Here is a 23,359-nt window from a genome sequence, read left to right on the forward strand (position 1 = left end):
TGTACAGTCCTTCTCGCAGCCAGGGAAACACCAACCCCCAGCCGCACAACGCAAGGTCCTGTGGAGCAGTTTGGAGTGCTCGCCACCCTGTCAAGGTGGAGGCCGCGGGTTCAAATCCCGTCAGGACCGCATAGCCGAGAGGCCCGCACCCACCCAGGGGCGCGGGCCTTCTCCATACCCACTCGCCACCCCGCCAAGGCGGAGGCCGCGCCCGCGGCGAAGCCGCCATCAGGCACAGCAAATCCCGTCAGGACCGCATAGCCGAGAGGCCCGCACCCACCCAGGGTCGCGGGCCTTCTTCATGCCCGCCTCCCAAGCCCCCGGCAGGGCCCCGTGGTCGGACTTCTGCCTCCCCGTCAAGATCGCGCCCTCACAGGCCCGTTGAGGGCCTTCGTGGGCGTCCGGGGTCTCCTTCGGTCCCCCGCCTTGAGGCAGCCTCGGCCTGAAGTCGAGGTGGGTAGCGGGGTGTCCGGGGGTAGGTATCAGGGGAGGGTGAAGTCCCTTAGGGGACGAGGGGGTTGGGGGCAAGAGGGTGGGGGTGTGATGGGTGTCACCGGGATTGTTTCCGGGAGGAGGGTTCTTACCCGTCTCCTACAAGGGGTCAATTTAATATGTGCAATTGCACCACTCCGACAGAGACGCCCAGGGGACGACAAGGTCGCTCACAGGGAGAGCCGGTAGACAGGCTCAGGCGCACAAAAAAGATCGCGCTGGACTCGGCGGAGCCCAGCGCGATCGACGACATACCCGGTGAGGGGCGAGGGCCTGTTGGGGCAGGGCCCATGCCGTATGGAGCTGTGGTGCGGTACTACGGTCGAGCGGTACTGCGGTCAAACAGGTCATGCGGTGAAACAGTTGGACATCACGGCAGACGGGGGGACCGCCGGGATGCCCGCTCAGTCGGCGGTCAGGCTTCGCTACGCTGCTGCGGAATCCCCGCAAGCAGTGCGCGAACCTCGGCCTCGCGGTAACGGCGGTGCCCGCCGAGCGTACGGATGGACGTGAGCTTCCCGGCCTTCGCCCACCGCGTGACCGTCTTGGGGTCGACGCGGAACATGGTGGCGACCTCAGCCGGGGTCAGCAGCGGCTCAGCATCAGGGGTGCGAGCGGTCATGAGCGGCCTCCTCGGGAGAACCGAACCTTCTCGGTTCTTTCCTCTAAATTCTGCACCTTGACCCGCGTTGCCCGAAATGGGCGGACGAGGGTCGAGTCGGTTATAGGACGAACGGCTTGTCCTCGGCACTACAACTACACCATCTGTCCAGCCTCGTCGGCCAAACCGATGGAATTGCCCTCCCAGGTAGTCATCAGCCGCGGAAGCCGATGGACCATGCCATAGCGGACAGTCACACCACTGTGACGATCAGTCACTGCGGTGATCAGGAGTCACAAGACCCCCCAAAGCATGTAATGCTGAGACAGAGCCTCCCCCGGGCTCCTTGTCCTATTTTGGCACGAGGAGCGGTAAGGGACGCAAGGCCCAGTTACGTGCGATCTGTCACGCTTGATACAAAAGCCCGGATCGGGACCAACGTCCCATCAGTTTCCGAACCTCAGGACGAAGTACGGCAGACCGTACGCTGTTCGACAACGTTCGAGCCGTGACCTACGTCACTTTTGATGACGGATCAGTTACCTGCAACGTCCTGTTAACCGACCGCTCAGTTCGCGGACCGCAGGTCACGCACCGCGCGCCACCGCTCGACGAGCCGCCCGTACGCCTCTCCGGCGGCCTCCCCGTCCCCCCGCCTGAGCGCCTCGATCCCCTCGGTGACGTCGGCCGCGGAGTGGTCGACCTCCAGCTCGCCGGCGGGCAGGACGTGCACGAGCCCGCCGTAGTCGACCTCGACGAGCGAGCGGGGGTGGAACTCCTCCAGCCAGCGCCCGACGTCCACCAGCCCGTCGATCAGCGGCCCTTCCTCGATCGCGTCCTTGAGGGCCCGAAGGCCCCGGGCGACCCGGCGCCTGGCCTGCACCATCGGGGTGCGGTAGCGCAGGGTCGGCGGCTCGTCGGCGGTGCCCTTGTCGTAGCGCCGCTCCTCGTCGGAGACCAGCAGGAACCAGTTCAGCGGCACCTGCCAGGTCGCCGTACGGATCCAGGGCCGGGCGTCCGGATTGCGTTCGCGCCAGCGGTCGTAGTCCTGGGCGGCCTGGAGCCGGACGACCTCGGGGACGGCCGCGTCGAGGACCGGGCGGGGCAGGTGCTCGTCGAGTTCGGCGAGGGCCTGCCAGCCGCGCAGCCGGGTCCGCCAGGGGCACACGCACAGCACGCCGTTCGCCTCGATGACGAACGCGTCGGTGCTCTCGTGCACCGGCACGGCGACGGGCGGGGTGGGCAGCAGGTCGGCGAGGGAGCGGCGCAGCTCGTCCTGGTACGAGGGTCTGCGCGGGCGCCGGGCGTAGCGCGCCCAGTGGTCGCGCTCCGGCTCGGGGAAGGCGGCCAGGGGTTCGTACACGCGCAGGTAGGCCGCGTACGGGACGGTCACCGAGGACACCTTGGGCACGCCTGCTCCCTCCCCAGCCGGCCGATCGGAAAACCTGCCTGACCGGTCACGAATGAACCCGAAAGCCGTGCAAATCGTCGCACGTGCGTACTCCTCACGAGGGTGATCCCCCGCACAGGGCGTCCGGTGGCCGGAAAAGCCCTACGCTCATGCCAACAGGCCCCGCCACCTGTACGGGGCCCGGCCCCAACCGCCGCCAGTTACCTGGGAGTCACTACCGTGACCGACGTATCCAACGGCGTCCTGCACACCCTGTTCCACTCCGACCAGGGTGGTCATGAGCAAGTCGTGCTCTGCCAGGACCGCAAGACCGGCCTCAAGGCCGTCATCGCCCTGCACTCCACCGCCCTGGGCCCCGGCCTGGGCGGGACCCGGTTCTATCCGTACGCCTCCGAGGAGGCGGCCGTCGCCGACGCGCTGAACCTCTCGCGCGGGATGTCGTACAAGAACGCCATGGCCGGGCTCGACCACGGCGGCGGCAAGGCCGTCGTCATCGGCGACCCGCTGCGCGACAAGACCGAGGAACTCCTGCTCGCCTACGGCCGGTTCGTGGACTCGCTCGGCGGGCGGTACGTGACGGCGTGCGATGTCGGCACGTACGTCGCGGACATGGACGTCGTCGCGCGCACCTGCCGCTGGACGACCGGGCGTTCACCCGAGAACGGCGGCGCCGGGGACTCCTCGATCCTCACCGCGTTCGGGGTCTACCAGGGCATGCGCGCCTCCGCCGAGCACCTGTGGGGCGACCCCTCGCTGGCCGGCCGCCGCGTCGGCATCGCCGGGGTCGGCAAGGTCGGCCACCACCTCGTCGGCCACCTCCTCGCGGAGGGCGCCGAGGTCGTCGTCACGGACGTCCGCGCGGACGCCGTACGGCAGGTCCTGGACCGGCATCCTTCGGTGCGGGCCGTCGAGGACACCGAGGCGCTGATCCGGGTCGAGGGGCTCGACGTGTACGCGCCCTGTGCGCTGGGCGGGGCCCTGGACGACGACTCCGTGCCGGTGCTGACCGCGTCCGTCGTCTGCGGCGCCGCCAACAACCAGCTCGCGCACCCCGGCGTCGAGAAGGACCTCGCGGACCGGGGGATCCTCTACGCGCCCGACTACGTCGTGAACGCGGGCGGGGTCATCCAGGTCGCCGACGAGCTGCACGGGTTCGACTTCGAGCGGTGCAAGGCGAAGGCGGCCGGTATCTACGACACGACGCTCGCCATATTTGCTCGTGCGAAGTCCGATGGGATTCCGCCGGCCGCCGCGGCCGACCGGATCGCCGAGCAGCGGATGCATGAAGGGGCTCTCGCGCGCGGGTGGTGAACCCCCCGCGGGGCCGGCTCGCGGTACCGCCGGGGGGAAAGTTGGAGAGAACTCTCACTCTTCCCGGCGGGTCGGCCGCCAATAAGTGGTTAAAATCGCCACTGACCAGCCACGACGGCATGTCTCACGGAGGCCGGGCGCACGCGCTCGCCGCGGGCGACGTACCGTATGGGTGCGGGCTCAGGTACCGTGGGAGCCCTACGGACGGCCTCTCCACGGAGAGTCCGTTCTGGATCATGAACGCGTGTCAAGACTCTGGGGCCGTCGAGCCCCGTCATTGAGGGGGTCGAGCCATGGGGCGCGGCCGGGCCAAGGCCAAGCAAGCGAAGGTCGCCCGCCAGCTGAAGTACAACAGCGGCGGGACGGATCTCTCACGCCTGGCCAATGAGCTGGGCGCATCGTCATCGAGTGTTCCGCCGAACGCTGAGCCGTTCGAGGACGACGACGATGATGATGGGCAGGACGACCCGTACGCACGGTACGCCGAGCTGTACGGGGACGATGAGGACGAGGATGACTCGCCCTCGTCCCAACACCAACATCGTCGTGGCGCGTAAGCAGTAGGCGTCCGGCGGTTTGGCCGCACCCGACCCGGTCCGGGGATCATCGGACCGGGTTTTGTGCTGCCTTCTGACCGACGGCGCGGGCCGGATCAGCTCGCGTAGTCGCCCACCAGCTCAGCGCCTGTCGTGTGCGCGCCACGCGCCGTGATCTCGCCCGCCACCCACGCCTCCACGCCCCGGTCCGCCAGGGTCGTCAGGGCCACGTCCGTCGACTCCTCGGGGACGATGGCGATCATGCCCACGCCCATGTTGAGGGTCTTCTCCAGCTCCAGGCGCTCCACCTTGCCGGTCCGGCCGACGAGGTCGAAGATCGGGGCCGGGGTCCAGGTGGAGCGGTCCACCACCGCGTGCAGGGTGTCCGGGATCACGCGGGCCAGGTTGGCCGCCAGGCCGCCTCCCGTGATGTGGGAGTAGGCGTGGACGTCCGTGGTGCGGGTGAGCGCCAGGCAGTCCAGCGAGTAGATCTTGGTCGGCTCCAGGAGTTCGGCGCCCAGGGTGCGGCCGAGGTCGGCGATCTCCGCGTCCAGCGACAGCTTCGCCTGGTCCAGGAGGACGTGGCGGACCAGGGAGTAGCCGTTGGAGTGCAGGCCGGACGCGGCCATCGCGATGACCGTGTCGCCCTCGCGGATGCGCTCCGCGCCCAGCAGGCGGTCGGCCTCCACGACACCCGTGCCCGCGCCGGCGACGTCGAAGTCGTCCGGGCCCAGGAGCCCGGGGTGTTCGGCCGTCTCGCCGCCGACCAGGGCGCAGCCCGCCAGGACACAGCCCTCCGCGATGCCCTTGACGATCGCGGCGACGCGCTCGGGGTGGACCTTGCCGACGCAGATGTAGTCGGTCATGAAGAGGGGCTCGGCGCCGCAGACCACGATGTCGTCCATGACCATCGCGACCAGGTCGTGGCCGATCGTGTCGTACACGCCGAGGCGGCGGGCGACGTCGACCTTCGTACCCACGCCGTCCGTGGCGGAGGCGAGGAGGGGACGGTCGTAGCCCTTGAGGGCGGAGGCGTCGAAGAGACCGGCGAAGCCGCCGAGGCCGCCGAGGACCTCGGGACGCTGCGTCTTCTTCACCCACTCCTTCATGAGTTCTACGGCGCGGTCGCCCGCCTCGATGTCGACGCCGGCGGAGGCGTAGCTGGCACCGGTGCTCTCAGACATGGCTGTGACTTTCGTTTCGTCCTGCGTCGTACTGCGGAGGCTTTAGACCGACCGGCACATGGGGGGCGGCGTCGCGGACCTGGGCACGCGCATCTGCCGCGTTGTCGTCGGTCCCCATGGCTCCGCCATGACTCCCTCCTCCGCCTTGCAGCTGCACGCACCCAGCCCCGCTCCTTCTCCCACCCCCCATGTGCCGGTCGGTCTCACGGGCGACGGATCGCGTCGACGGCGGCCGGGGCCGCAGTGCCTGCCGCCAGCTCGGTCTCCAGGAGCTGCTTGCCGAGCAGTTCCGGATCCGGGAGCTCCATCGGGTACTCGCCGTCGAAGCAGGCGCGGCAGAGGTTCGGCTTGGCGATGGTGGTCGCCTCGATCATGCCGTCGATGGAGATGTACGCCAGGGAGTCGGCGCCGAGGCTGGTGCCGATCTCGTCGACGGTCATGCCGTTGGCGATGAGTTCGGCGCGGGTCGCGAAGTCGATGCCGAAGAAGCAGGGCCACTTCACCGGCGGGGAGGAGATCCGGATGTGGACCTCGGCGGCGCCCGCCTCGCGGAGCATGCGGACCAGGGCGCGCTGGGTGTTGCCGCGGACGATCGAGTCGTCCACGACGACCAGGCGCTTGCCCTTGATGACGTCCTTCAGCGGGTTCAGCTTGAGCCGGATGCCGAGCTGGCGGATGGTCTGCGAGGGCTGGATGAAGGTCCGGCCGACGTACGCGTTCTTGACGAGGCCGTTGCCGAAGGGGATGCCGGACGCCTCCGCGTACCCGATCGCGGCGGGGGTGCCGGACTCCGGGGTCGCTATGACGAGGTCAGCCTCGACGGGGGCTTCCTTGGCCAGTTTCCGGCCCATCTCGACGCGGGACGCGTAGACGTTCCGGCCGGCGATGTCGGTGTCGGGGCGGGCGAGGTAGACGTACTCGAAGACACAGCCCTTGGGCTTCGCATCCGCGAATCGGGAGGTGCGCAGACCGTTCTCGTCGATCGCGATGAACTCGCCGGGCTCGATCTCGCGGACGAAGCTCGCGCCGCAGATGTCCAGCGCGGCGGACTCCGAGGCGACGACCCAGCCGCGCTCCAGGCGGCCGAGGACCAGCGGGCGGATGCCCTGCGGGTCGCGGGCGGCGTACAGCGTCTGCTGATCCATGAAGACGAGGCTGAAGGCGCCGCGGACCTTCGGGAGGACCGCGTGGGCGGCCTCCTCGATGGTGAGGGGCTGTCCCTCGTCGTCGGTCTGCGCGGCGAGGAGCGCCGTCAGCAGGTCCGTGTCGTTGGTGGCGGCGACGCGGGGGGTCCGGCCGCCCTCCTTCTTGGGGAGGTCGGCGACCATCTCCGCGAGCTGCGCGGTGTTGACGAGGTTGCCGTTGTGGCCGAGCGCGATCGAGCCGTGCGCGGTGGCGCGGAACGTCGGCTGGGCGTTCTCCCAGGTGGAGGCACCTGTCGTCGAGTAGCGGGCGTGACCGACCGCGATATGGCCCTGGAGCGAGCCGAGAGAGGTCTCGTCGAAGACCTGGGAGACGAGCCCCATGTCCTTGAAGACGAGGATCTGGGAGCCGTTGCTGACCGCGATTCCCGCGGATTCCTGGCCCCGATGCTGGAGGGCGTAGAGCCCGAAGTAAGTGAGCTTGGCGACCTCTTCGCCGGGAGCCCAGACCCCGAAGACGCCGCAGGCGTCCTGGGGACCCTTCTCACCGGGGAGCAGATCATGACTGAGTCGACCGTCACCACGTGGCACGGCTCCGAGTGTAGGCGAGGCCGAGCACTGGTCCGAATTGGGGATACCGGCCAGTAGCCGGTTACTTCCGCGTTTCCGCTGGTCAGCGAGGTGCACTCGTTGTCAGGGGGTCCGGTTTGCCGTACTGGTGAGTGAGGTGTCGCACATCATTCGGGACTCTCTGGCCTACGACATCACGGGGAGGTAGGGGGTGAGGTCGGCGCGTTCGCCGCTGGCGGTGAGGGCGGCTTGGTCCAGCGCGTCTTCCCAGGTCAGACGCCCTGTCGCCAGTCTGATCCAGGTCAGCGGGTCCGTCTCCACGACGTTCGGCGGGGTGCCTCGCGTGTGCCTCGGGCCTTCTACGCACTGGACCACCGCGAACGGGGGCACCCGGACCTCCGTCGAACCGCCGGGGGCCTTCTCCGCGAGGGCGTCCGTGAGGAGGCGGGTGGCTGTGGCCAGGGCCTGCCTGTCGTACGGAATGCCCCGATTCCCCAGGGCGTGGTCCAGGTCGTCCGTGTGCACGATCAGCTCGACGGTACGGGTCACCAGGTAGTCGGCGAGGGGCATGGCGCCGGCGTTCGTCTGCACGAGCCTTGTCGCGGGGTGGGTGTCGAGCTGCTCGGCGAGGGTGCGGGCTGTTGCCGCGAGGTCGGTCTTCCGCTGCGCCAGGTTCTTGGTGAACTCGTCGATCGCCGCCGCGTTCCCGGCCGTCGCGAAGGGCCAGTCCAGGAGGGTGGCGTCCTGCTTGGGGGGTTCCGGGAGGGCGAGCGCCCTGCCCACCGCCGTGACCGCCATGCCGATGTGCGCGACCAGCTCCCGTACGGTCCAGTCGCCGAGCCTCGTGGGGCTGGCGAGGTCTCCGTCCGTGAGGGATCGGGTGGCCGTGTCGAGGTGCGCGAGCTGCGCGAGGATCGCCGTGCGGGTCTTGGTGGGGTCGTACGCGCGGGGGCGTTTCTTGGGCGGCATGGGGTGAGGTTAAAGGAGGCGCCGGGTCACCAGTCCGTGAAGTCCAGGAGACGGGTGCCGTGGGGGTCGTCGGTGGGGACCCGCCTGTGCTCGTCCTCGTCCAGGAGGCCGTCGAGGGCGGCGAGGAGAGCGGTCATCGCCCCGGTCGGGCGTACGTCCGCCGCGGTCCCCCTCGTGCCGTCCCGCTCTCTGTCGACGTACAGGCGGAGAAGGTCGGGCGACCTGAAGAGGAAGCCTCGGAGGCGGGGGCCGTTGGGGAGGGGGGTGGGGATGTGGGTGATGGCGGACTGGGATTCTGCGGCGTCCTCGTCCACGGGCGGGCGGGCGGTCAGGCTTCATCGAAGACGTCGGCTGTGGTGGTGGCGGTGATGGCTCGGTCGAACCACTGCTCCAGGACGCGTAGGTCGGTGCAGCAGAGGACCTTTCCGCGTTCGGTGTTGGTGAAGGGGATCTCCCGGCGGTGCAGGATGCGGAGGACGGCCATGGCGATGCCTGCCGCTTTTCCTGCCTCGCGGCCTCTGCCGTGGCCTTCCTCCCTGCCCTGTACGCGGCCTTCCTCGCGGAGTTCCTCTGCCAAGGGGGACACGAAGAACGAGGTGTCGGTGTGCACGAGGGCCCTCCAGTAAGCGGCGTGCGGGCTGGTGGCCAGACCCTGGGCGGTGAGTTCGATGTAGCGGTCGGCGGCAGTCTCGTCCCGCTCGTGGAGGTCCCGCAGGGTTGCCGACAGCGCCTCCAGCGTGTCCGGGACGTCCGGTTCGGACTGGTGGAGGATCGCGGAGAGGACGGCCATCGGGATGTCGCCGGCCACTTCGTCGCGGGTCTTGAGGAGCGGAACGGTGTCCGGGCCCAGGACGATGGGGCGCATGGTCAGGGAGGTCCACGCCTTCGGGCCCACGTCGAGGTGCCGGGCGGCCCAGTAGGCGGTGTGCCGGTCGCCGCAGACGATGAGCAGGACCGGGGGCATCCGGTAGTAGGCATGGAGGTAGCTGAGGTAGTAGGTCCAGCTGACCGGGTTGCTCTTGTCCTCTTCCGTCACGGCCGTCATGGCCACCACGGCGAGCAGGTAGTCCTCGTGTTCGGCGGTGCCGAGGCTCAGGAGCGCGTCGACTCGCTGTCTCCTGGGGTGGTAGAAGGCGGTGGGGTCGTTCGACAGGTCGCGGCTGTTCGTGACGTCGGCGAACGGGATGCCGATCACGCGGGCGGCACGGGCGAAGACGCCGGGGTCCTCCCGGATGGTCCGGTGCAGTGCGTCGCGCGGGGAACTGGCCACGGCGTCCTTCGGTGGGTACCTGATATGAACGCCGTGAGCGTATGAGCGGCCTCCTACACCCCGTCCCCCGAACGGGCGATGATCACCCGTTCGAGTGAGGTTCAGGCGTGCTGGAACGTCACTTCCGGGTTCGCCGGGGTGGGGCCGGTGAGGACGGGTTGCGGGATGTGGCGTAGGTGGAGGTCGAAGAACGCGGACAGGTACGTGCGGGTGATCTCTCCGGAGCGTCGGCCCGAGAGGGGTGCCATCGGGTCCGTGATGCCCAACTGGGACGCCAGGACGGGGAGGTCGGTGAACGTGAAGTGGCCCGCGTCCGTGACCGTCAGCCAGCGTTTCCAGCCGGTGAGGTTGCGCCAGGTCCGGTCCCACGTCTCGTTGCCGGGGCTGTGGGTGGTCTGCGTGCCCAGCATCAGGAACGGGCGGCCGTCGAGGCCCGAAGCGGGTACGTCCACGAAGAAACCGCCGTCCAGGTTCGCGCCCGCGCGGAAGCGGGGGTCCGCCGCCATCGCGGGTACGGCTGTGGCGCCGCCGACGGAGTGGCCCGCGACGCCGATACGGCCCGCGTCGATCAGTGCGGCGTACGGGCTTGTCGGGGCCGTCAGTTCGTCCGTCGCGAAGGAGAGGTCCCGGGCGCGGCCCTCGGCGACCGCCGGCATCCCCGTCTCCTTGTACTTCTCGCACGCGACGCACGGCAGGAGCCGGCCGCCGGGGAAGGTGGCCGCGGCGGACTCGTACGCGTGGTCGACCGCGGCGACGAGGTAGCCCCTGCTGGCGAGTTCCTCCGAGAGGACCGTCAGGGTCGTGCGGGGGAGGGTGAAACCCGGGGAGAGGATGAGGAGGGGGTGGCGGCCGGGGGCGGGGCGGGCGTGCCGGCGCGTGTTGGTGCGGGTGGCGCTGACCGTCTCGGGGGCCACGACACCGTCGTATCCCTGGGTTTTCAGGAGGCGGTCGGCTTCCGGGGTGGTCATGTACGGCGCCGGGGTGCCGGTCCCCTCGCGGGCCGGGTAGTACAGCGACACCATCAGCTCCCGCGCGCCCGCTTCCGGGACCCACGGGTCCTGGCGGCTCGGGTCGACCATGTGGACGGTGTTCCGACCCACCGCGTACGGGCCTGTCGGGGGCGGGAGTTCGAGCTGTACGGCGGTTGGTGTCGCTGCGGTCGCCGGTGCCGTTGTCAGGGCGAGGGGGAGGAGGAGCAGGGCGGTAACGGCCAGGCGGCGTAGGAGAGTTGGGGTTGTGGGCATGGGTGGACGGTAGGGGGCGTTCGGCGGGGGTGGGAATGGGGGTAGCTGGAGGGTGGGGGTGGGGTTTGCCGAACGGGTGTACCGGGACGCCGTTGCCGGGGCCGCGAAGGCGGAGCGCTCGACAGGGACCCTTCATGTATATCTGCTACATCACTGACATGAGTGAGCCTGTGATTGAGTCCATGGCCGAAGTGCGCGGCCACCTCGCCGATGTCATCGATCGAGCCCGCCGGGAGGGAACGCCCACGATCATCACGCGGCGCGGCAAGCAGGAAGCCGTGGTGATCGACATCCAGGAGTACCAACGCCTGCGGCAACTCGCCGAGGACGCCGAGGACGCGTGGCTCAGCCGCCTGGCCGACGAAGCCCGAGCGGAAGGTACGGAAGGCTCGATCACCCTCGAAGAGATGGCCGCCGAACTCCTCGCCCGGGAGGACTGACCGCCGTGGGGTACGTAACTCGCTTCACTCCCCACGCTCGGCGGGACATGGCCAAGATCCCGCGACCGGACGCGTTGCGCATCCTGTACCGCCTGGCCGAACTCCAGAAGGCGATGGACGCGGGAGCCACCAGTACGTTCGACATCAAGCCTCTTCAGGGATACGACTGCCAATGGCGCCTCAGGGTCGGTGACTACCGCGTCGTCTACACCGTCGAGGACGGGCAGCTCGTGGTGTGGGTTCTGGCTGTCGGCAGTCGTCGCGAGGTGAACCGGCGGCTGCCGTGGGAACGAGCCCGGTTTCCGTCGGAGGTGCGGCGCGAAGTGGCCTTGAGGTGAGGGGTGAGGGCCGGAGAATGGGTGGGGGGAGGGGGTGAAGTGGATGGGAGCGGAGGGGGTTTGGCGGGAGTGTCTGGGGTTGGGGCGGTGCTTGTTGCCGTTGGTGGATGTGGACGGGTGGCGGAGGGAGCGGCGGTGGGAGGGGTTCGCGGGGAAGGGGATCGGGGTGGAGCGCGGGGAGTTCGTGTTCGGAGTGTTCGCCGGGATGGTTTTTCACGCGGTGCTGCGGGATGCCGTTGCGCAGGGGGCGCCCTGTTCCGTCGAGACGCTTCACGGGATTTCGCTGCGGGTCGTCTCCGACGCGGTGCACGACCGGCCCGACTGGGCGTTCCTCGCGGGGGCGCCGACCCGATTCGAGGACGAGGCCGAGGAGAAGGCCGTCCTGACGATCCGGCTGTGCATCCACTCCGGAGGGCGGGCGGCCTTTCAGTTGTACTACCTGGCGCGGCATCTGCCGGAGGCGCTTCGGGTGATCACCGGGCGTACGTCGGCTGCTGATCCCACGTGCGGGGATCTGCGGCGGTGGGCCCGCGAGAGCTTGGACCGGACGTGAGGGCGGGGCCGGTGGGGAGGTGGGCGACCTCGACGCAGCTGCCGCCCGTCTCGTCGCTCATCGCGTCGAACCGGCGCTTGTAGGCCCAGATTTCCGTGTCCTTGTCCGCGTGGACCTCGGCCGGACGCTCGCTGCGAGTGATGACCTCCTTGCGGCGCATCCTGGGCTCGATGTTCCGCTCGACGAACTCCGTGGCGCGCGCGTCGACGTGAATCCCTCGGCGCCGGCACGGAGTTGCTCTGCGGGCCGCGACCGGGGAACCCGTGATACGCAACGAGGTCCCGCCCGGAAACCGGACGGGACCTCATCGTCGTACCGAAGGACTACGCCAGCAGCGCCGGGATCGTCCCCTCGTGCGCCTCGCGCAGCTCGGTCAGCGGCAGCGTGAACTCGCCCTGGAGTTCCACCGATTCACCGTCGACGACGCCGATGCGGGTCACCGGGAGGCCCCGCGCGCCGCACATGTCGTTGAAGCGGAGTTCCTCGGAGCGGGGGACGGCGACGACCGCGCGGCCCGCCGACTCGGAGAACAGGAACGTGAACGCGTCCAGCCCGTCCGGGACGACGAGACGCGCGCCGAGCCCGCCGAGGAGCGCCGACTCCACGACCGCCTGGATGAGGCCGCCGTCGGAGAGGTCGTGCGCGGCGTCGATCATGCCGTCGCGGGAAGCCGAGATCAGGATCTCGCCCAGCAGACGCTCACGCTCCAGGTCGACCTTGGGAGGCAGCCCGCCCAGGTGGTCGTGGACGACCTGGCTCCACGCCGAGCCGCTGAACTCCTCGCGGGTGTCGCCGAGGAGGTACAGGAGCTGGCCCTCCTCCTGGAAGGCGACCGGCGTGCGGCGAGCGACGTCGTCGATCACGCCCAACACCGCGACCACCGGCGTCGGGTGGATCGCCGCCTCGCCCGTCTGGTTGTACAGGGAGACGTTGCCGCCCGTGACCGGCGTCCCCAACTGCTGGCAGGCGTCGGCCAGTCCGCGCACCGCCTCCGCGAACTGCCACATGACAGCGGGGTCTTCGGGCGAACCGAAGTTGAGGCAGTCGGAGACGGCGAGCGGCTTCGCGCCGGTCGTCGCGACGTTGCGGTACGCCTCCGCCAGCGCCAACTGGGCGCCCGCGTACGGGTCCAGCTTCGCGAAGCGGCCGTTGCCGTCCGTCGCGATGGCCACGCCGAGGCCGGTCTCCTCGTCGATGCGGATCATGCCCGAGTCCTCGGGCTGGGCCAGCACCGTGTTGCCCTGCACGAAGTGGTCGTACTGGGAGGTGATCCAGCTCTTGGACGCCTGGTTGGGAGAGGACACCAACTGGACTACCTGGGCGCGGAGTTCGTCACCGGTCGACGGACGTGACAGCTTCTCCGCGCCGTCCGCCTGGAGCGCGTCCTGCCAGGAGGGGCGGGCGTAGGGGCGCTCGTACACCGGGCCGTCGTGCGCGACCGTCCGCGGGTCGACGTCGACGATCTTGCCGCCGTGCCAGAAGATTTCGAGGCGGTCGCCGTCGGTCACCTCACCGATGACGGTGGCGATGACGTCCCACTTCTCGCAGATCGCGAGGAAGCGGTCGACCTTCGACGGCTCCACCACCGCGCACATACGCTCCTGCGACTCGCTCATGAGGATTTCCTCAGGCGAGAGCGTCGAGTCGCGCAGCGGTACGTCGTCCAGGGTGACCCGCATGCCGCCGGAGCCGTTGGACGCCAACTCGCTGGTGGCGCAGGAGAGTCCGGCCGCGCCGAGGTCCTGGATGCCGACGACCAGCTTCTCCTGGAACGCTTCGAGCGTGCACTCGATGAGCAGCTTCTCCTGGAAGGGGTCGCCGACCTGGACGGCGGGGCGCTTCGAGGGCTTCGCGTCGTCGAAGGTCTCGGACGCGAGGATCGACGCGCCGCCGATGCCGTCGCCGCCGGTGCGGGCCCCGTACAGGATGACCTTGTTGCCCGCGCCGGACGCCTTCGCGAGGTGGATGTCCTCGTGCCGCATGACGCCGATGGCACCGGCGTTGACCAGCGGGTTGCCCTGGTAGCAGGCGTCGAAGACGACCTCGCCGCCGATGTTGGGCAGGCCCAGGCAGTTGCCGTAGCCGCCGATGCCGGCGACGACGCCGGGCAGGACGCGCTTGGTGTCCGGGTGGTCGGCCGCGCCGAACCGCAGCGGGTCGACGACCGCCACCGGCCGCGCGCCCATCGCGATGATGTCGCGGACGATGCCGCCGACGCCCGTGGCCGCGCCCTGGTAGGGCTCGACGTACGAGGGGTGGTTGTGGGACTCGACCTTGAAGGTGACCGCGTAGCCCTGGCCGACGTCGACGACGCCCGCGTTCTCGCCGATGCCGACGAGGAGGGCGTCGGACTGGGGGGCCTTCTCGCCGAACTGGCGGAGGTGGACCTTGGAGGACTTGTACGAGCAGTGCTCGGACCACATGACGGAGTACATGGCGAGCTCGGCGCCGGTCGGGCGGCGGCCGAGGATCTCGACGACGCGCTCGTACTCGTCCTTCTTCAGGCCGAGTTCGGCCCAGGGCAGCTCGACGTCGGGGGTCGCGGTCGCATGCTCGACCGTGTCCAGAGGCGTGCGGCTCATGCGTTGACCAGCTTCTTGAGGATCGAGGTGAAGAAGGGGAGGCCGTCGGTGCGGCCGGTGCCGACGAGGGGCTCGACCGCGTGCTCGGGGTGCGGCATGAGGCCCACGACGTTGCCGGCCTCGTTGGTGATGCCCGCGATGTCGCGCAGCGAGCCGTTGGGGTTCAGGTCCAGGTAGCGGAACGCGACCCGGCCCTCGGCCTCCAGCTGGTCGAGCGTGTACTCGTCCGCGACGTACCGGCCGTCCATGTTCTTCAGCGGGATGTGGATCTCCTGGCCCGCCTGGTAGTCGGCCGTCCACGCCGTGGCCGCGTTCTCGACGCGCAGCTTCTGGTCGCGGCAGATGAAGTGCAGGTGGTTGTTGCCGAGCATCGCGCCGGGCAGCAGATGGGCCTCGGTGAGGATCTGGAAGCCGTTGCAGATGCCGAGGACCGGCATACCGGCCTTCGCCTGCTCGGTGACCGTCTCCATCACCGGGGAGAAACGGGAGATCGCGCCGGCCCGGAGATAGTCGCCGTAGGAGAAACCGCCGGGAAGGACGACCGCGTCGACCTGGTGGAGGTCCTTGTCCTTGTGCCAGAGAGCGACCGGTTCGGCGCCGGCGAGACGGATCGCGCGCTGGGTGTCGCGGTCGTCGAGACTCCCGGGGAAAGTGACGACGCCAATACGAGCGGTCACTTGGCCGCCTCCGCGACTTCTTCGACCTTGACCGTGAAGTCCTCGATCACGGTGTTGGCGAGGAAGGATTCCGCGAGATCGTGGATCCGGGCGAGGGCGGCCTCGTCCACGGGTCCGTCAACTTCCAGTTCGAATCGCTTTCCCTGGCGGACATCCGAGATGCCTTCGAAACCCAGTCGCGGCAGTGCGCGCTGCACCGCCTGGCCCTGGGGGTCGAGGATCTCCGGCTTGAGCATGACGTCGACTACGACGCGTGCCACGGGCACTCCCGGTGGTGTGGTGCTTGGGTTCCTGCGGCTGTTCCGGCAGGTGGCTTCAGACTACCCGTACGAAATTTCTACGCGGGTAGAGTTGTAGGAAGCTACGTGATCGCCATCACGATCCGGTATCGGAAGAGGGCGTTCGGGAAAAGTTACGGGAAAGATCCCCGATCGACCCCCGGCAGGTATTGCGCAGCTGACACGCGGGGAGATTTAGTCGGCTTCACTTTTTATTACTGGGCGCTGTACCGTACATAAAAATTGGCATTTTCAGCCGAAGGGACCGATATTCGTGGCGCAGAAGGTCGTGGTCACTCTCTTTGACGACATCGACGGCTCGGAAGCGGCGGAAACGATCGCGTTCGGGCTCGACGGCAAGTCGTACGAGATCGACCTGAATGAAGCCAATGCCGAGAAACTGCGTACCGCGCTCGCGCCGTACGTGGAGGCCGGCCGCAAGCGGTCGCGTTCCGGCAAGGCGTACAAGCAGACGGAGGTCGCCCCCGACCCGTCCGCCGTCCGGGCCTGGGCCCTGGCCAACAAGTTCGACGTACCGGCCCGCGGCCGGATCCCCAAGAAGGTGTACGAGGCGTTCGCCGAGGCGCAGTAGCCCGGCCGTCGGCTGCCCCCGGGCTCCCTCAGGAGGGCCTGGCGGCAGCCGACTTGCGTTACCCCCCTGCTGATCGGCTAATGTCTGGAGCACGCCGCCGGGCACGGGAGAAAAACCCAGGCCAGGCAGGTTGTGCGGGTGTAGTTCAGTAGCAGAACATCCCCCTTCCAGGGGGAAGGCGCAGTGTGCAATTCCTGTCACCCGCTCTGCAACGCGGTACTGATCATGCTTGTGGATCAGGTACGGTGGTGCTTGCGCCGATCGGTGGGAGCCGATCGGATGCTTTGCGGACGTAGCTCAGTTGGTAGAGCGCAACCTTGCCAAGGTTGAGGTCGCGAGTTCGAGCCTCGTCGTCCGCTCAGGGTCAAAGCCCCGGTTCTTCTGAACCGGGGCTTTTTCGTGCCCTGTTCACGCGTCTGACATTTGTCATGCCGGGCCATGACAACGCGCACTGGCTCCCCCACTTCCCGCGCGGGACGCTGATTGCATGAACGCCAAGGGGACGAAAGAACACGTGATCGAGGTCGAGGACCTCCGGCGTGTGTACGGGGGCGGATTCGAGGCGGTCCGCGGGGTCACCTTCCATGTCGGACGGGGCGAGGTCTTCGCCCTGCTCGGCACGAACGGGGCCGGCAAGACGTCGACGGTCGAGCTGCTGGAGGGGCTCGCGCAGCCGAGCGGGGGGCGGGTGCGCGTGCTCGGGCACGATCCGTACGCCGAGCGGGACGCCGTCCGGCCCCGGACCGGGGTGATGCTCCAAGAGGGCGGATTTCCCTCGGAGTTGACCGTCGCGGAGACCGCGCGGATGTGGGCCGGGTGCGTCAGCGGGGCCCGGCCCATCGGCGAGGCACTGGAGTTGGTGGGGCTCGGGGCCAAGCACCGCGTCCGCGTCAAGCAGTTGTCCGGCGGTGAGCGGCGGCGCCTGGACCTCGCGCTCGCGCTGCTCGGCGAGCCGGAGGTGCTGTTCCTGGACGAGCCGACGACCGGGCTCGACGCCGAAGGGCGGCGCGACACCTGGGAGTTGGTGCGGGCGCTGCGCGACGCGGGGACGACCGTACTGCTGACCACGCACTATCTGGAGGAGGCCGAGGGGCTCGCCGACCGGCTCGCGATCATGCACGCCGGGAGCGTCGCCGTGACGGGGACGCCGGCCGAGGTGACCGCGTCCCGACCCTCGCAGATCTCCTTCGAGTTGCCGTCCGGGTACTTCGTCGGGGACCTGCCGCCGCTCGCCGAACTCGGCGTGAGCGGGCACGCCGTCGAGGGCGGCCTCGTCCGGCTGCGGACCCACGACCTCCAGCGCACGGCCACCGAGGTGCTGGTGTGGGCGCGGAGCGCCGGGGTCGAACTGAGCCGGCTAGACGTGCGGTCGGCCTCGTTGGAGGAGGCGTTCCTCGGGATCGCCTCGGAGCGCAAGGAAGGGGTGTCGGTATGAGCGGGGTCGCGACGACGACGCCGGGCGGGCGGATGAAGGCGCTCGCGCGGGCCGAGTTCACGCTGCTGGGGCGCAGCAAGAGCATGCTCGTGACGGCGGTGATGGTGCCGTTGATGCTGCCGTTCAGCCTCAAGGCGTTCACCGACGACAAGATGCTCAAGGAGACTGGCCTCGACATCGGGCAGGTGCTGCTGCCGGCCGGGATCGGGTTCGCGCTGCTGTTCGGCGTGTACTCGACGCTGGCCGGGATCTACACGATGCGGCGCGAGGAACTCGTCCTGAAGCGGCTGCGCACGGGCGAGCTGCGGGACGGGGAGATCCTCGTCGGGGCGGCGCTGCCGATGGTCACGACGGGGCTCGTACAGTGTCTCGTCCTGATCGCCGGGTGCACGGTCCTGCTCGACATGGACGCCCCCGAGGCGCCCCAACTCGCCGTGCTGGGCCTGCTGTTGGGCATCGCCGTGTGTGCGGCGCTGGCCGCCGTGACGTCCGGGGTGACGAAGACCGCGGAGAGCGCCCAGGTCACGCCGATGCCGTTCCTGTTCCTCTCGATGATCTGCTCCGGGGTCGCCGTACCGCTGGAGGTCTTCCCCGACCGCGCCGGGTCCGTCATGGAGCTGCTGCCGCTGTCGCCCGCGATCACGCTGATCCGGGGTGCCTGGACCGGCGAGATGTCCGGTGTCGAGGTGCTTCAGGCGGTCGGTGTCGGAGTGGCCTGGACCGTCGCCGCCGTGTTTGCTGTGCAGCGGTGGTTCAAGTGGGAACCCCGGCGCTGAGGGACGGAAGAACATGCGGGGCTGGTGGGGGAAGAAGAGCACGCCGGAGAAGTTCGACACGTACACGCGGTGGTCGTTCGGCTCGTTCGGGGTGATCGAGGTGTCCGCGATCGTGCCGGCGCTCGGGTCGCTGGGGGCGGGATTCGGCGGGCTGGTGGGGGCGCTGGTCCTGCTGCACGCGGCGGGCATCATGGTGGTCGTCTCACGGGCCATGGACTGGCATCGGGGGATACGCGAGCAGCCCGTACGACTGCTGTACGCGTTCGGCGCGCTCACCGCCCTCGTCTGCCTCACGGCGCTCGCGCTCGACCGGTACGGCCCGGACGGTGAGCGCGTCGGCAACACGGCCGGTGTGATCTACGGCGTCATCATGGTCTTCGGCCCCGGCGTCATCTGCTTCGGCCTGCGGGAACGGCGGCAGATGTACGCGGTCGTCGGCGGGTTCAGTCTCGGTACGGCGCCGGCGATGCTCGCGTTCGGCGCTCCCTGGGCCGCCGCGCTGCTCGTCCCCCTGGCCGTGTTCGTGTCCTCGTCCCTCTGCGCCGTCATCGGCGTCTTCTCCATCTGGATCACCAAGGCCGTGTACGAACTCGACGAGGCCCGCGAGGCGCAGGCGCGGCTCGCCGTCGCCGAGGAGCGGCTCAGGTTCGGGCGGGACCTGCACGACGTGATGGGCCGCAACCTCGCCGTCATCGCCCTCAAGAGCGAGCTGGCCGTCCAGCTCGCCCGGCGGGGGCGGGAGGAGGCCGTGGAGCAGATGATCGAGGTGCAGCGGATCGCGCAGGAGTCGCAGCGGGAGGTGCGGGAGGTCGTGCGGGGGTACCGGGAGATCGACCTCGGCGTCGAACTCCTCGGCGCGCGGGGCGTGTTGAGCGCCGCCGGGATCGACTGCGAGGTGCGCGGGGAGGCCGGGGAGCTGCCCGGGGAGGTGCAGTCCGTGCTGGGCTGGGTGGTGCGGGAGGCCACCACCAACGTGCTGCGGCACGGGGACGCCCAGCGGTGCCGCGTACGGCTCTCCGTGGGCGGTGAGCGGGTCGTGCTGACCGTCGAGAACGACGGGGCGTCCGGGGGCGTCGGAGAGGGCGGGTCCGGGCTCGCGGGGCTGCGGGAGCGGCTCGCCGCGGTCGACGGGACGCTGACGGCCGGGCTGGTGAAGAGCGGGGTGTTCCGGGTGGTGGCCACCGTGCCGGTTTCTGTCTCTGCTTCTGCTTCTGCTTCTGTGAATGAGGTCACTTCATGAGCGTGCGGGTGCTGCTCGCCGACGACGAGCATCTGATCCGGGGGGCGTTGGCGGCGCTGCTGTCCCTGGAGGACGACCTCGTCCTCGTCGCGGAGGCCGCGAGCGGGCCCGAGGCGCTGGCCATGGCGCTGGCCCACGCGCCCGACGTCGCCGTGCTCGATCTTCAGATGCCGGGGGCCGACGGTGTGAAGGTCGCCACATCTCTCCGTACGGAGCTGCCGTCCTGCCGGGTGCTGATCGTGACCAGTCACGGGCGGCCGGGGCATCTCAAGCGGGCGCTCGCCGCCGGGGTGCGGGGGTTCGTGCCCAAGACCGTCAGTGCGCAGCGGCTCGCCGAGATCATCCGTACCGTGCATGCCGGGAATCGGTACGTGGACCCGGAGTTGGCGGCCGACGCGATCTCCTCCGGGGATTCGCCGCTCACCTCCCGGGAGGCGGAAGTGCTGGAGCTTGCCGCCGATGGGGCGCCTGTTGCCGAGATCGCCGAGCGGGCTTCGCTGTCCCAGGGGACCGTGCGGAACTATCTGTCGTCCGCGGTGTCGAAGTTGGGGGTGGAGAACCGGCATGCGGCTGTGCGGATCGCTCGGGAGCGGGGTTGGGTATAGTTGGCTCTGCGCTTCGGCGCGATGCGGACGTAGCTCAGTTGGTAGAGCGCAACCTTGCCAAGGTTGAGGTCGCGAGTTCGAGCCTCGTCGTCCGCTCAGTTGAAAACCCCGGCCCGGGATTGGGTCGGGGTTTTCTCGCGTTGTGATTCGAGTGCGGGCCGGTGGGGGCTGGTCGCGCCCGCGCGGCGGAGCCGCAAATTGACACAGCCCCGCGCCCCTAAAAGACATGCGCCCGCCCGGCGTCGAAAGGCGCCCCGGGGTTTCCCCGATGCCGGGGCGCTTCTCTGTGACGCGTTATGCCCAGGTCTGGCCCGTGAGCCTTTCGTATGCCTCTACGTACTTCGTCCTCGTCGCCTCGATGATCTCCGGCGGCAGCGGGGGCGGGGGCTGCTCGCTCTTGCGGTCCCAGCCTGATGCGTCCGACGTCAGCCAGTCGCGTACGAATTGTTTGTCGTACGGCTGCTGGGCTCGGCCCGGGTGCCAGTCGGAGGCCGGCCAGAAGCGGGAGGAGTCGGGGGTGAGGACCTCGTCCGCGATGATCAGGGCGCCGGTCTTGTCGTGGCCGAACTCGAACTTCGTGTCCGCGAGGATGATGCCTCGGTCGCGGGCGATGTCGCGGGCGCGGTTGTAGACCGCGAGGGTTGTCTGGCGGAGTTGGGCGGCGGTGTCCGCGCCGACCTGGCGGGCCACCTCCTCGTACGAGACGTTCTCGTCGTGGTCGCCGACGGCCGCCTTCGTCGCCGGGGTGAAGATCGGGGCCGGGAGTTCGCTGCCGTCGACGAGGCCCTCGGGGAGGGCGAGGCCGCAGACCGTGCGGGTCGCGTTGTACTCGACGAGGCCGGAGCCCGTGAGGTAGCCGCGGGCCACGCACTCGACGGGGAGCATGTCGAGGGACGTGCAGATCAGGGTGCGGCCCTGCCAGTCCGCGGGGGCGCCCTCGGGGACGTCCGTGCTGATCACGTGGTTGGGGACCAGGTCGGCGAGCTGGTCGAACCACCACAGGGAGAGCTGCGTGAGGACGCGGCCCTTGTCGGGGATCTCGCTGGGCAGGACCCAGTCGTACGCCGAGAGGCGGTCGCTGGCGACCATCACGAGGTCGCCCGCCTCGGTCCGGTACAGCTCGCGCACCTTTCCGGTGTGCAGGTGCACCAGGCCCGGGACCTCGACGGGTTCGGGCTTTACTACGAATCCGGGCACGGTTCCTCCCCGTGGATCTGTACAGGTGCCTCGATTCTCCCGTATACGGTCTTCGGCCCGGTCGGCGGGTCAGTCGCGCTTGCAGATGCGGTCCAGGAGGTTCGCCGTGGCCCGCTGGATCCGGGCGTCCACATGGCCGGGGCGGTCCAGCGCCGGGGACCAGGCGAAGGTGCCCGACGCGAAGACGAGGGCGCCGGAGGGGGCGCGGTACAGGGACGTCTCCTGGTGGCGCCGGGTGCCGGCGGTGTTGTCGTACGGGGAGTGGGCCAGCAGGACGCGCTCCTCGTGGAGGGGGAGCGGGGTGCGCGGGAAGTAGCGGTCCGCCTCGCCCGCGACCAGGTGCTCGATCTCGTCGCCCTCGTGCGCGCCGGTCGCCTCCCACAGCCAGTGGTGGGCGTTGCGGACGATCATCGGGCGGGGGGTGGGGACGCGGCCCGCGTACTGGATGCCGAGGAGCTGCTGTTCCGGGCGGTCGATCTCGCGCCACAGCAGAGACTTGCCGGGGCCTTTTCTCTTGCGGCAGGTCAGCAGGCGGGCGGGGGCGCCGGAGGGGGACGGGCCCAGCTCCACCTGCCAGTACATGGTGTTCGCGGAGAGGAAGACGAGGGAGGTGCCGCTGTCGCGGGCGAGTTCCGCCGTGCGGCGCATGTTGGCCGACCAGTACTCGTCGTGGCCCGGGAAGAGGAGGCCCCGGTAGCGGGTGGGGTCGACGTTGCCCGCGTGCAGGTCGCGTGCGTCCGCGTACGCGAGGTCGTAGCCGTAGCGCTCCGCCCAGCGGATGACGTCGTACGCGTGGCCGACGTGCAGGGGTAAGCCCGCGCCCGCGTACGGGCGGTCGAAGGAGACCGTCGTCGCCGCGTCTGCCTCGCCGAGGAGGCGGCCCTTGTCGTCCCACGCGTGGTAGAGGCTCGCGCCGGTGCTGCCGTCCTCCGGGTAGAGGTTGTACGCCTGCCACGTGACGTCCGGGAGGAGCAGGAGGAGGTCCGCGGGGCGGGTGTCCCGCACCGTGAAGGGGATGTGCGAGCGGTAGCCGTCCGCCGTCGTCAGGACCGCCACGTACGCGCCCACGTTCCAGTACGTCGGGACCTGGAGGCGCCAGCTGAGCCACCAGTGGTGGCAGGAGACCGTGCGGTCCGCCGTCAGCGGTGGGGGCTGGACGATGCCGGAGAGGCGGGGGCTCGTGGTGATCTTCGCCGCGCCCTCGCCGTTGTAGTGGCCGATCCTGTAGACGTCGACCGTGAACCGCTGGGGCGGGTCGACCGTGATGTGGAAGTCGATCGCCTCGCCGGGGGTGACCGCGCCGGGGGAGGTGAAACCCTTGATCTGACGGTGTACGTCGTCCGCCGAGCGGGGGGCGCCGGTGGGGAACTCCTTGTCCCTGGGGGGTGGGACGCGGGGGGTGTGCTGGGGGGTCGGGTCCACGTACCAGGGGACGATGCGGCCGTCCTCGAAGTACGTCTCGCTGCCGCGCAGCCAGGGGAGGGGGCCCAGGGCGAAGGGGTCGGAGACGGCGTGCGCGAGGGCACCGGACTGCCAGCGGGGGGTGGGGGTGCCGGGCGGGGGCGGGGCGGGGAGCTCTTCGGGGGTGGGGTCGTCTGGGGTGGGAGTGGGGTGGCCAAGTGCCGGATCCTCGTGGCCGAGGTCGAGGGCGGGGCGGCCCGGTGCCGGGACCTCGTGGCCGAGGGCGGGGTCGGGGCCGGGGTCCCCGTGGGTGGGTGCCGGTTCGTGGTGGTCGGGTGGCGGGTTCCCGTGGTCGAGTGCGCGGCCCTCTTCCGCTTCCCTGCTCATCGTCGCTCCCCTCCCGCTTGCCCCCGTGGTCGTGCCTCGCGCGGTCCGCTTGTCCTATGTCACTTGCCCTTGCCCGAGGGGCCGATCGGTCCCAGCACATCACATAACGCGCGCAGATAGTCACTATT

23 protein-coding genes and 4 tRNA genes are annotated in these 23,359 nt (G+C 69.6%); 14 read left to right on the forward strand and 13 right to left on the reverse strand.

What is annotated here, in order from left to right:
• The first annotated feature begins 54 nt into the window (after window positions 1–54).
• Window positions 55–129: transfer RNA gene (locus tag ACLZOT_RS37380), tRNA-Asp, on the forward strand.
• 778 nt (window positions 130–907) lie between these two features.
• Here the strand turns inward: ACLZOT_RS37380 and bldC are convergent.
• The gene (gene bldC, locus ACLZOT_RS37385; protein WP_003949541.1) at window positions 908–1,114 is read right to left on the reverse strand and encodes a developmental transcriptional regulator BldC; all 207 of its coding nucleotides are present in this window, start codon (window positions 1,112–1,114) and stop codon (window positions 908–910) included.
• A gap of 547 nt (window positions 1,115–1,661) precedes the next feature.
• Window positions 1,662–2,504 (reverse strand): hypothetical protein, encoded by an 843-nt coding sequence (locus ACLZOT_RS37390; protein ID WP_416973604.1) that lies wholly within the window; start codon window positions 2,502–2,504, stop codon window positions 1,662–1,664.
• A gap of 219 nt (window positions 2,505–2,723) precedes the next feature.
• On the opposite strand from ACLZOT_RS37390, the gene ACLZOT_RS37395 reads away from it, so the two are divergent.
• Window positions 2,724–3,815, forward strand: a complete 1,092-nt coding sequence (locus tag ACLZOT_RS37395) for a Leu/Phe/Val dehydrogenase (protein ID WP_416973605.1) — start codon at window positions 2,724–2,726, stop codon at window positions 3,813–3,815.
• Window positions 3,816–4,108: 293 nt separating this feature from the next.
• Complete coding sequence (locus ACLZOT_RS37400; protein ID WP_416973606.1) at window positions 4,109–4,372, forward strand: DUF3073 domain-containing protein; 264 nt, start codon at window positions 4,109–4,111, stop codon at window positions 4,370–4,372.
• 95 nt (window positions 4,373–4,467) lie between these two features.
• Here ACLZOT_RS37400 and purM read toward each other — a convergent pair whose 3' ends face one another.
• From purM to ACLZOT_RS37430, 6 genes are all read right to left on the reverse strand, one after another.
• Window positions 4,468–5,535, reverse strand: a complete 1,068-nt coding sequence (purM, locus tag ACLZOT_RS37405; protein WP_416973607.1) for a phosphoribosylformylglycinamidine cyclo-ligase — start codon at window positions 5,533–5,535, stop codon at window positions 4,468–4,470.
• 203 nt (window positions 5,536–5,738) lie between these two features.
• Entirely contained in the window at window positions 5,739–7,268 is a 1,530-nt protein-coding gene (purF, locus tag ACLZOT_RS37410; protein ID WP_416973608.1) for an amidophosphoribosyltransferase, read from the reverse strand.
• A gap of 165 nt (window positions 7,269–7,433) precedes the next feature.
• On the reverse strand, window positions 7,434–8,216 hold the full coding sequence (locus tag ACLZOT_RS37415; RefSeq protein WP_416973609.1) for a sterol carrier family protein: 783 nt from the start codon (window positions 8,214–8,216) through the stop codon (window positions 7,434–7,436).
• 26 nt (window positions 8,217–8,242) lie between these two features.
• Window positions 8,243–8,530, reverse strand: a complete 288-nt coding sequence (locus tag ACLZOT_RS37420) for a hypothetical protein (protein ID WP_416973610.1) — start codon at window positions 8,528–8,530, stop codon at window positions 8,243–8,245.
• Window positions 8,531–8,544: 14 nt separating this feature from the next.
• The gene (locus ACLZOT_RS37425; RefSeq protein ID WP_416973611.1) at window positions 8,545–9,486 is read right to left on the reverse strand and encodes a hypothetical protein; all 942 of its coding nucleotides are present in this window, start codon (window positions 9,484–9,486) and stop codon (window positions 8,545–8,547) included.
• Window positions 9,487–9,587: 101 nt separating this feature from the next.
• A complete protein-coding gene (locus ACLZOT_RS37430; protein WP_416973612.1) occupies window positions 9,588–10,730 on the reverse strand; it encodes an alpha/beta hydrolase family protein in 1,143 nt (380 codons plus the stop codon).
• 182 nt (window positions 10,731–10,912) lie between these two features.
• Here ACLZOT_RS37430 and ACLZOT_RS37435 point away from each other — a divergent pair, with 182 nt between their 5' ends.
• From ACLZOT_RS37435 to ACLZOT_RS37445, 3 genes are all read left to right on the forward strand, one after another.
• Window positions 10,913–11,170 carry a type II toxin-antitoxin system Phd/YefM family antitoxin gene (locus ACLZOT_RS37435; protein ID WP_416973613.1) on the forward strand — a complete coding sequence of 86 codons (258 nt, stop codon included), beginning with the start codon at window positions 10,913–10,915 and terminating at the stop codon, window positions 11,168–11,170.
• A 5-nt stretch (window positions 11,171–11,175) separates the two neighbouring features.
• On the forward strand, window positions 11,176–11,508 hold the full coding sequence (locus ACLZOT_RS37440; protein WP_416973614.1) for a type II toxin-antitoxin system RelE family toxin: 333 nt from the start codon (window positions 11,176–11,178) through the stop codon (window positions 11,506–11,508).
• A 100-nt stretch (window positions 11,509–11,608) separates the two neighbouring features.
• Complete coding sequence (locus tag ACLZOT_RS37445; RefSeq protein WP_416973615.1) at window positions 11,609–12,061, forward strand: hypothetical protein; 453 nt, start codon at window positions 11,609–11,611, stop codon at window positions 12,059–12,061.
• Window positions 12,062–12,384: 323 nt separating this feature from the next.
• Here ACLZOT_RS37445 and purL read toward each other — a convergent pair whose 3' ends face one another.
• From purL to purS, 3 genes are read right to left on the reverse strand one after another with little or no spacing between them, the layout of a single operon-like run.
• On the reverse strand, window positions 12,385–14,643 hold the full coding sequence (gene purL, locus ACLZOT_RS37450; protein ID WP_416973616.1) for a phosphoribosylformylglycinamidine synthase subunit PurL: 2,259 nt from the start codon (window positions 14,641–14,643) through the stop codon (window positions 12,385–12,387).
• Window positions 14,640–15,320, reverse strand: a complete 681-nt coding sequence (purQ, locus tag ACLZOT_RS37455; protein ID WP_416973617.1) for a phosphoribosylformylglycinamidine synthase subunit PurQ — start codon at window positions 15,318–15,320, stop codon at window positions 14,640–14,642. The genes purL and purQ overlap by 4 nt, the downstream gene beginning before the upstream one ends.
• The gene (gene purS / locus ACLZOT_RS37460; RefSeq protein WP_015659417.1) at window positions 15,317–15,580 is read right to left on the reverse strand and encodes a phosphoribosylformylglycinamidine synthase subunit PurS; all 264 of its coding nucleotides are present in this window, start codon (window positions 15,578–15,580) and stop codon (window positions 15,317–15,319) included. Before purS ends, purQ begins: the two co-directional genes overlap by 4 nt.
• 292 nt (window positions 15,581–15,872) lie before the next feature.
• Here purS and ACLZOT_RS37465 point away from each other — a divergent pair, with 292 nt between their 5' ends.
• The 8 genes from ACLZOT_RS37465 (at window position 15,873) to ACLZOT_RS37500 (ending at window position 20,342) form a co-directional block, all read left to right on the forward strand.
• Window positions 15,873–16,190 carry a histone-like nucleoid-structuring protein Lsr2 gene (locus tag ACLZOT_RS37465; protein WP_055722735.1) on the forward strand — a complete coding sequence of 106 codons (318 nt, stop codon included), beginning with the start codon at window positions 15,873–15,875 and terminating at the stop codon, window positions 16,188–16,190.
• Between the two features lie 134 nt (window positions 16,191–16,324).
• Window positions 16,325–16,396: transfer RNA gene (locus tag ACLZOT_RS37470), tRNA-Gly, on the forward strand.
• A gap of 80 nt (window positions 16,397–16,476) precedes the next feature.
• Window positions 16,477–16,549, forward strand: a tRNA-Gly gene (locus tag ACLZOT_RS37475).
• A 128-nt stretch (window positions 16,550–16,677) separates the two neighbouring features.
• On the forward strand, window positions 16,678–17,625 hold the full coding sequence (locus ACLZOT_RS37480; protein ID WP_416973618.1) for an ABC transporter ATP-binding protein: 948 nt from the start codon (window positions 16,678–16,680) through the stop codon (window positions 17,623–17,625).
• Complete coding sequence (locus ACLZOT_RS37485; protein ID WP_416973619.1) at window positions 17,622–18,401, forward strand: ABC transporter permease; 780 nt, start codon at window positions 17,622–17,624, stop codon at window positions 18,399–18,401. Before ACLZOT_RS37480 ends, ACLZOT_RS37485 begins: the two co-directional genes overlap by 4 nt.
• Window positions 18,402–18,414: 13 nt before the next feature.
• On the forward strand, window positions 18,415–19,641 hold the full coding sequence (locus ACLZOT_RS37490; RefSeq protein ID WP_416973620.1) for a sensor histidine kinase: 1,227 nt from the start codon (window positions 18,415–18,417) through the stop codon (window positions 19,639–19,641).
• The gene (locus ACLZOT_RS37495; RefSeq protein WP_416973621.1) at window positions 19,638–20,246 is read left to right on the forward strand and encodes a response regulator; all 609 of its coding nucleotides are present in this window, start codon (window positions 19,638–19,640) and stop codon (window positions 20,244–20,246) included. Before ACLZOT_RS37490 ends, ACLZOT_RS37495 begins: the two co-directional genes overlap by 4 nt.
• A gap of 23 nt (window positions 20,247–20,269) precedes the next feature.
• Window positions 20,270–20,342, forward strand: a tRNA-Gly gene (locus ACLZOT_RS37500).
• 198 nt (window positions 20,343–20,540) lie between these two features.
• Here the strand turns inward: ACLZOT_RS37500 and ACLZOT_RS37505 are convergent.
• Window positions 20,541–21,443: a phosphoribosylaminoimidazolesuccinocarboxamide synthase gene (locus ACLZOT_RS37505; protein ID WP_416973622.1), complete on the reverse strand. Its 903-nt coding sequence runs from the start codon at window positions 21,441–21,443 to the stop codon at window positions 20,541–20,543.
• 69 nt (window positions 21,444–21,512) lie between these two features.
• Entirely contained in the window at window positions 21,513–23,231 is a 1,719-nt protein-coding gene (locus ACLZOT_RS37510; protein ID WP_416973623.1) for a N,N-dimethylformamidase beta subunit family domain-containing protein, read from the reverse strand.
• Window positions 23,232–23,359: the final 128 nt, after the last annotated feature.

This window comes from Streptomyces sp. 4F14, from assembly GCF_048159485.1.
In the GTDB taxonomy this organism is placed as follows: Bacteria; Actinomycetota; Actinomycetes; order Streptomycetales; family Streptomycetaceae; genus Streptomyces.

What these genes read in the sequence shown, in the direction of transcription:
- bldC (WP_003949541.1), bottom strand. Translation starts at nt 1,114, where the DNA reads ATGACCGCTCGCACCCCTGATGCTGAGCCGCTGCTGACCCCGGCTGAG.
- ACLZOT_RS37400 (WP_416973606.1), top strand. Translation starts at nt 4,109, where the DNA reads ATGGGGCGCGGCCGGGCCAAGGCCAAGCAAGCGAAGGTCGCCCGCCAG.
- purM (WP_416973607.1), bottom strand. Translation starts at nt 5,535, where the DNA reads ATGTCTGAGAGCACCGGTGCCAGCTACGCCTCCGCCGGCGTCGACATC.
- ACLZOT_RS37415 (WP_416973609.1), bottom strand. Translation starts at nt 8,216, where the DNA reads ATGCCGCCCAAGAAACGCCCCCGCGCGTACGACCCCACCAAGACCCGC.
- ACLZOT_RS37430 (WP_416973612.1), bottom strand. Translation starts at nt 10,730, where the DNA reads ATGCCCACAACCCCAACTCTCCTACGCCGCCTGGCCGTTACCGCCCTG.
- ACLZOT_RS37435 (WP_416973613.1), top strand. Translation starts at nt 10,913, where the DNA reads ATGGCCGAAGTGCGCGGCCACCTCGCCGATGTCATCGATCGAGCCCGC.
- purL (WP_416973616.1), bottom strand. Translation starts at nt 14,643, where the DNA reads ATGAGCCGCACGCCTCTGGACACGGTCGAGCATGCGACCGCGACCCCC.
- ACLZOT_RS37480 (WP_416973618.1), top strand. Translation starts at nt 16,678, where the DNA reads ATGAACGCCAAGGGGACGAAAGAACACGTGATCGAGGTCGAGGACCTC.
- ACLZOT_RS37485 (WP_416973619.1), top strand. Translation starts at nt 17,622, where the DNA reads ATGAGCGGGGTCGCGACGACGACGCCGGGCGGGCGGATGAAGGCGCTC.
- ACLZOT_RS37490 (WP_416973620.1), top strand. Translation starts at nt 18,415, where the DNA reads ATGCGGGGCTGGTGGGGGAAGAAGAGCACGCCGGAGAAGTTCGACACG.
- ACLZOT_RS37495 (WP_416973621.1), top strand. Translation starts at nt 19,638, where the DNA reads ATGAGCGTGCGGGTGCTGCTCGCCGACGACGAGCATCTGATCCGGGGG.
- ACLZOT_RS37510 (WP_416973623.1), bottom strand. Translation starts at nt 23,231, where the DNA reads ATGAGCAGGGAAGCGGAAGAGGGCCGCGCACTCGACCACGGGAACCCG.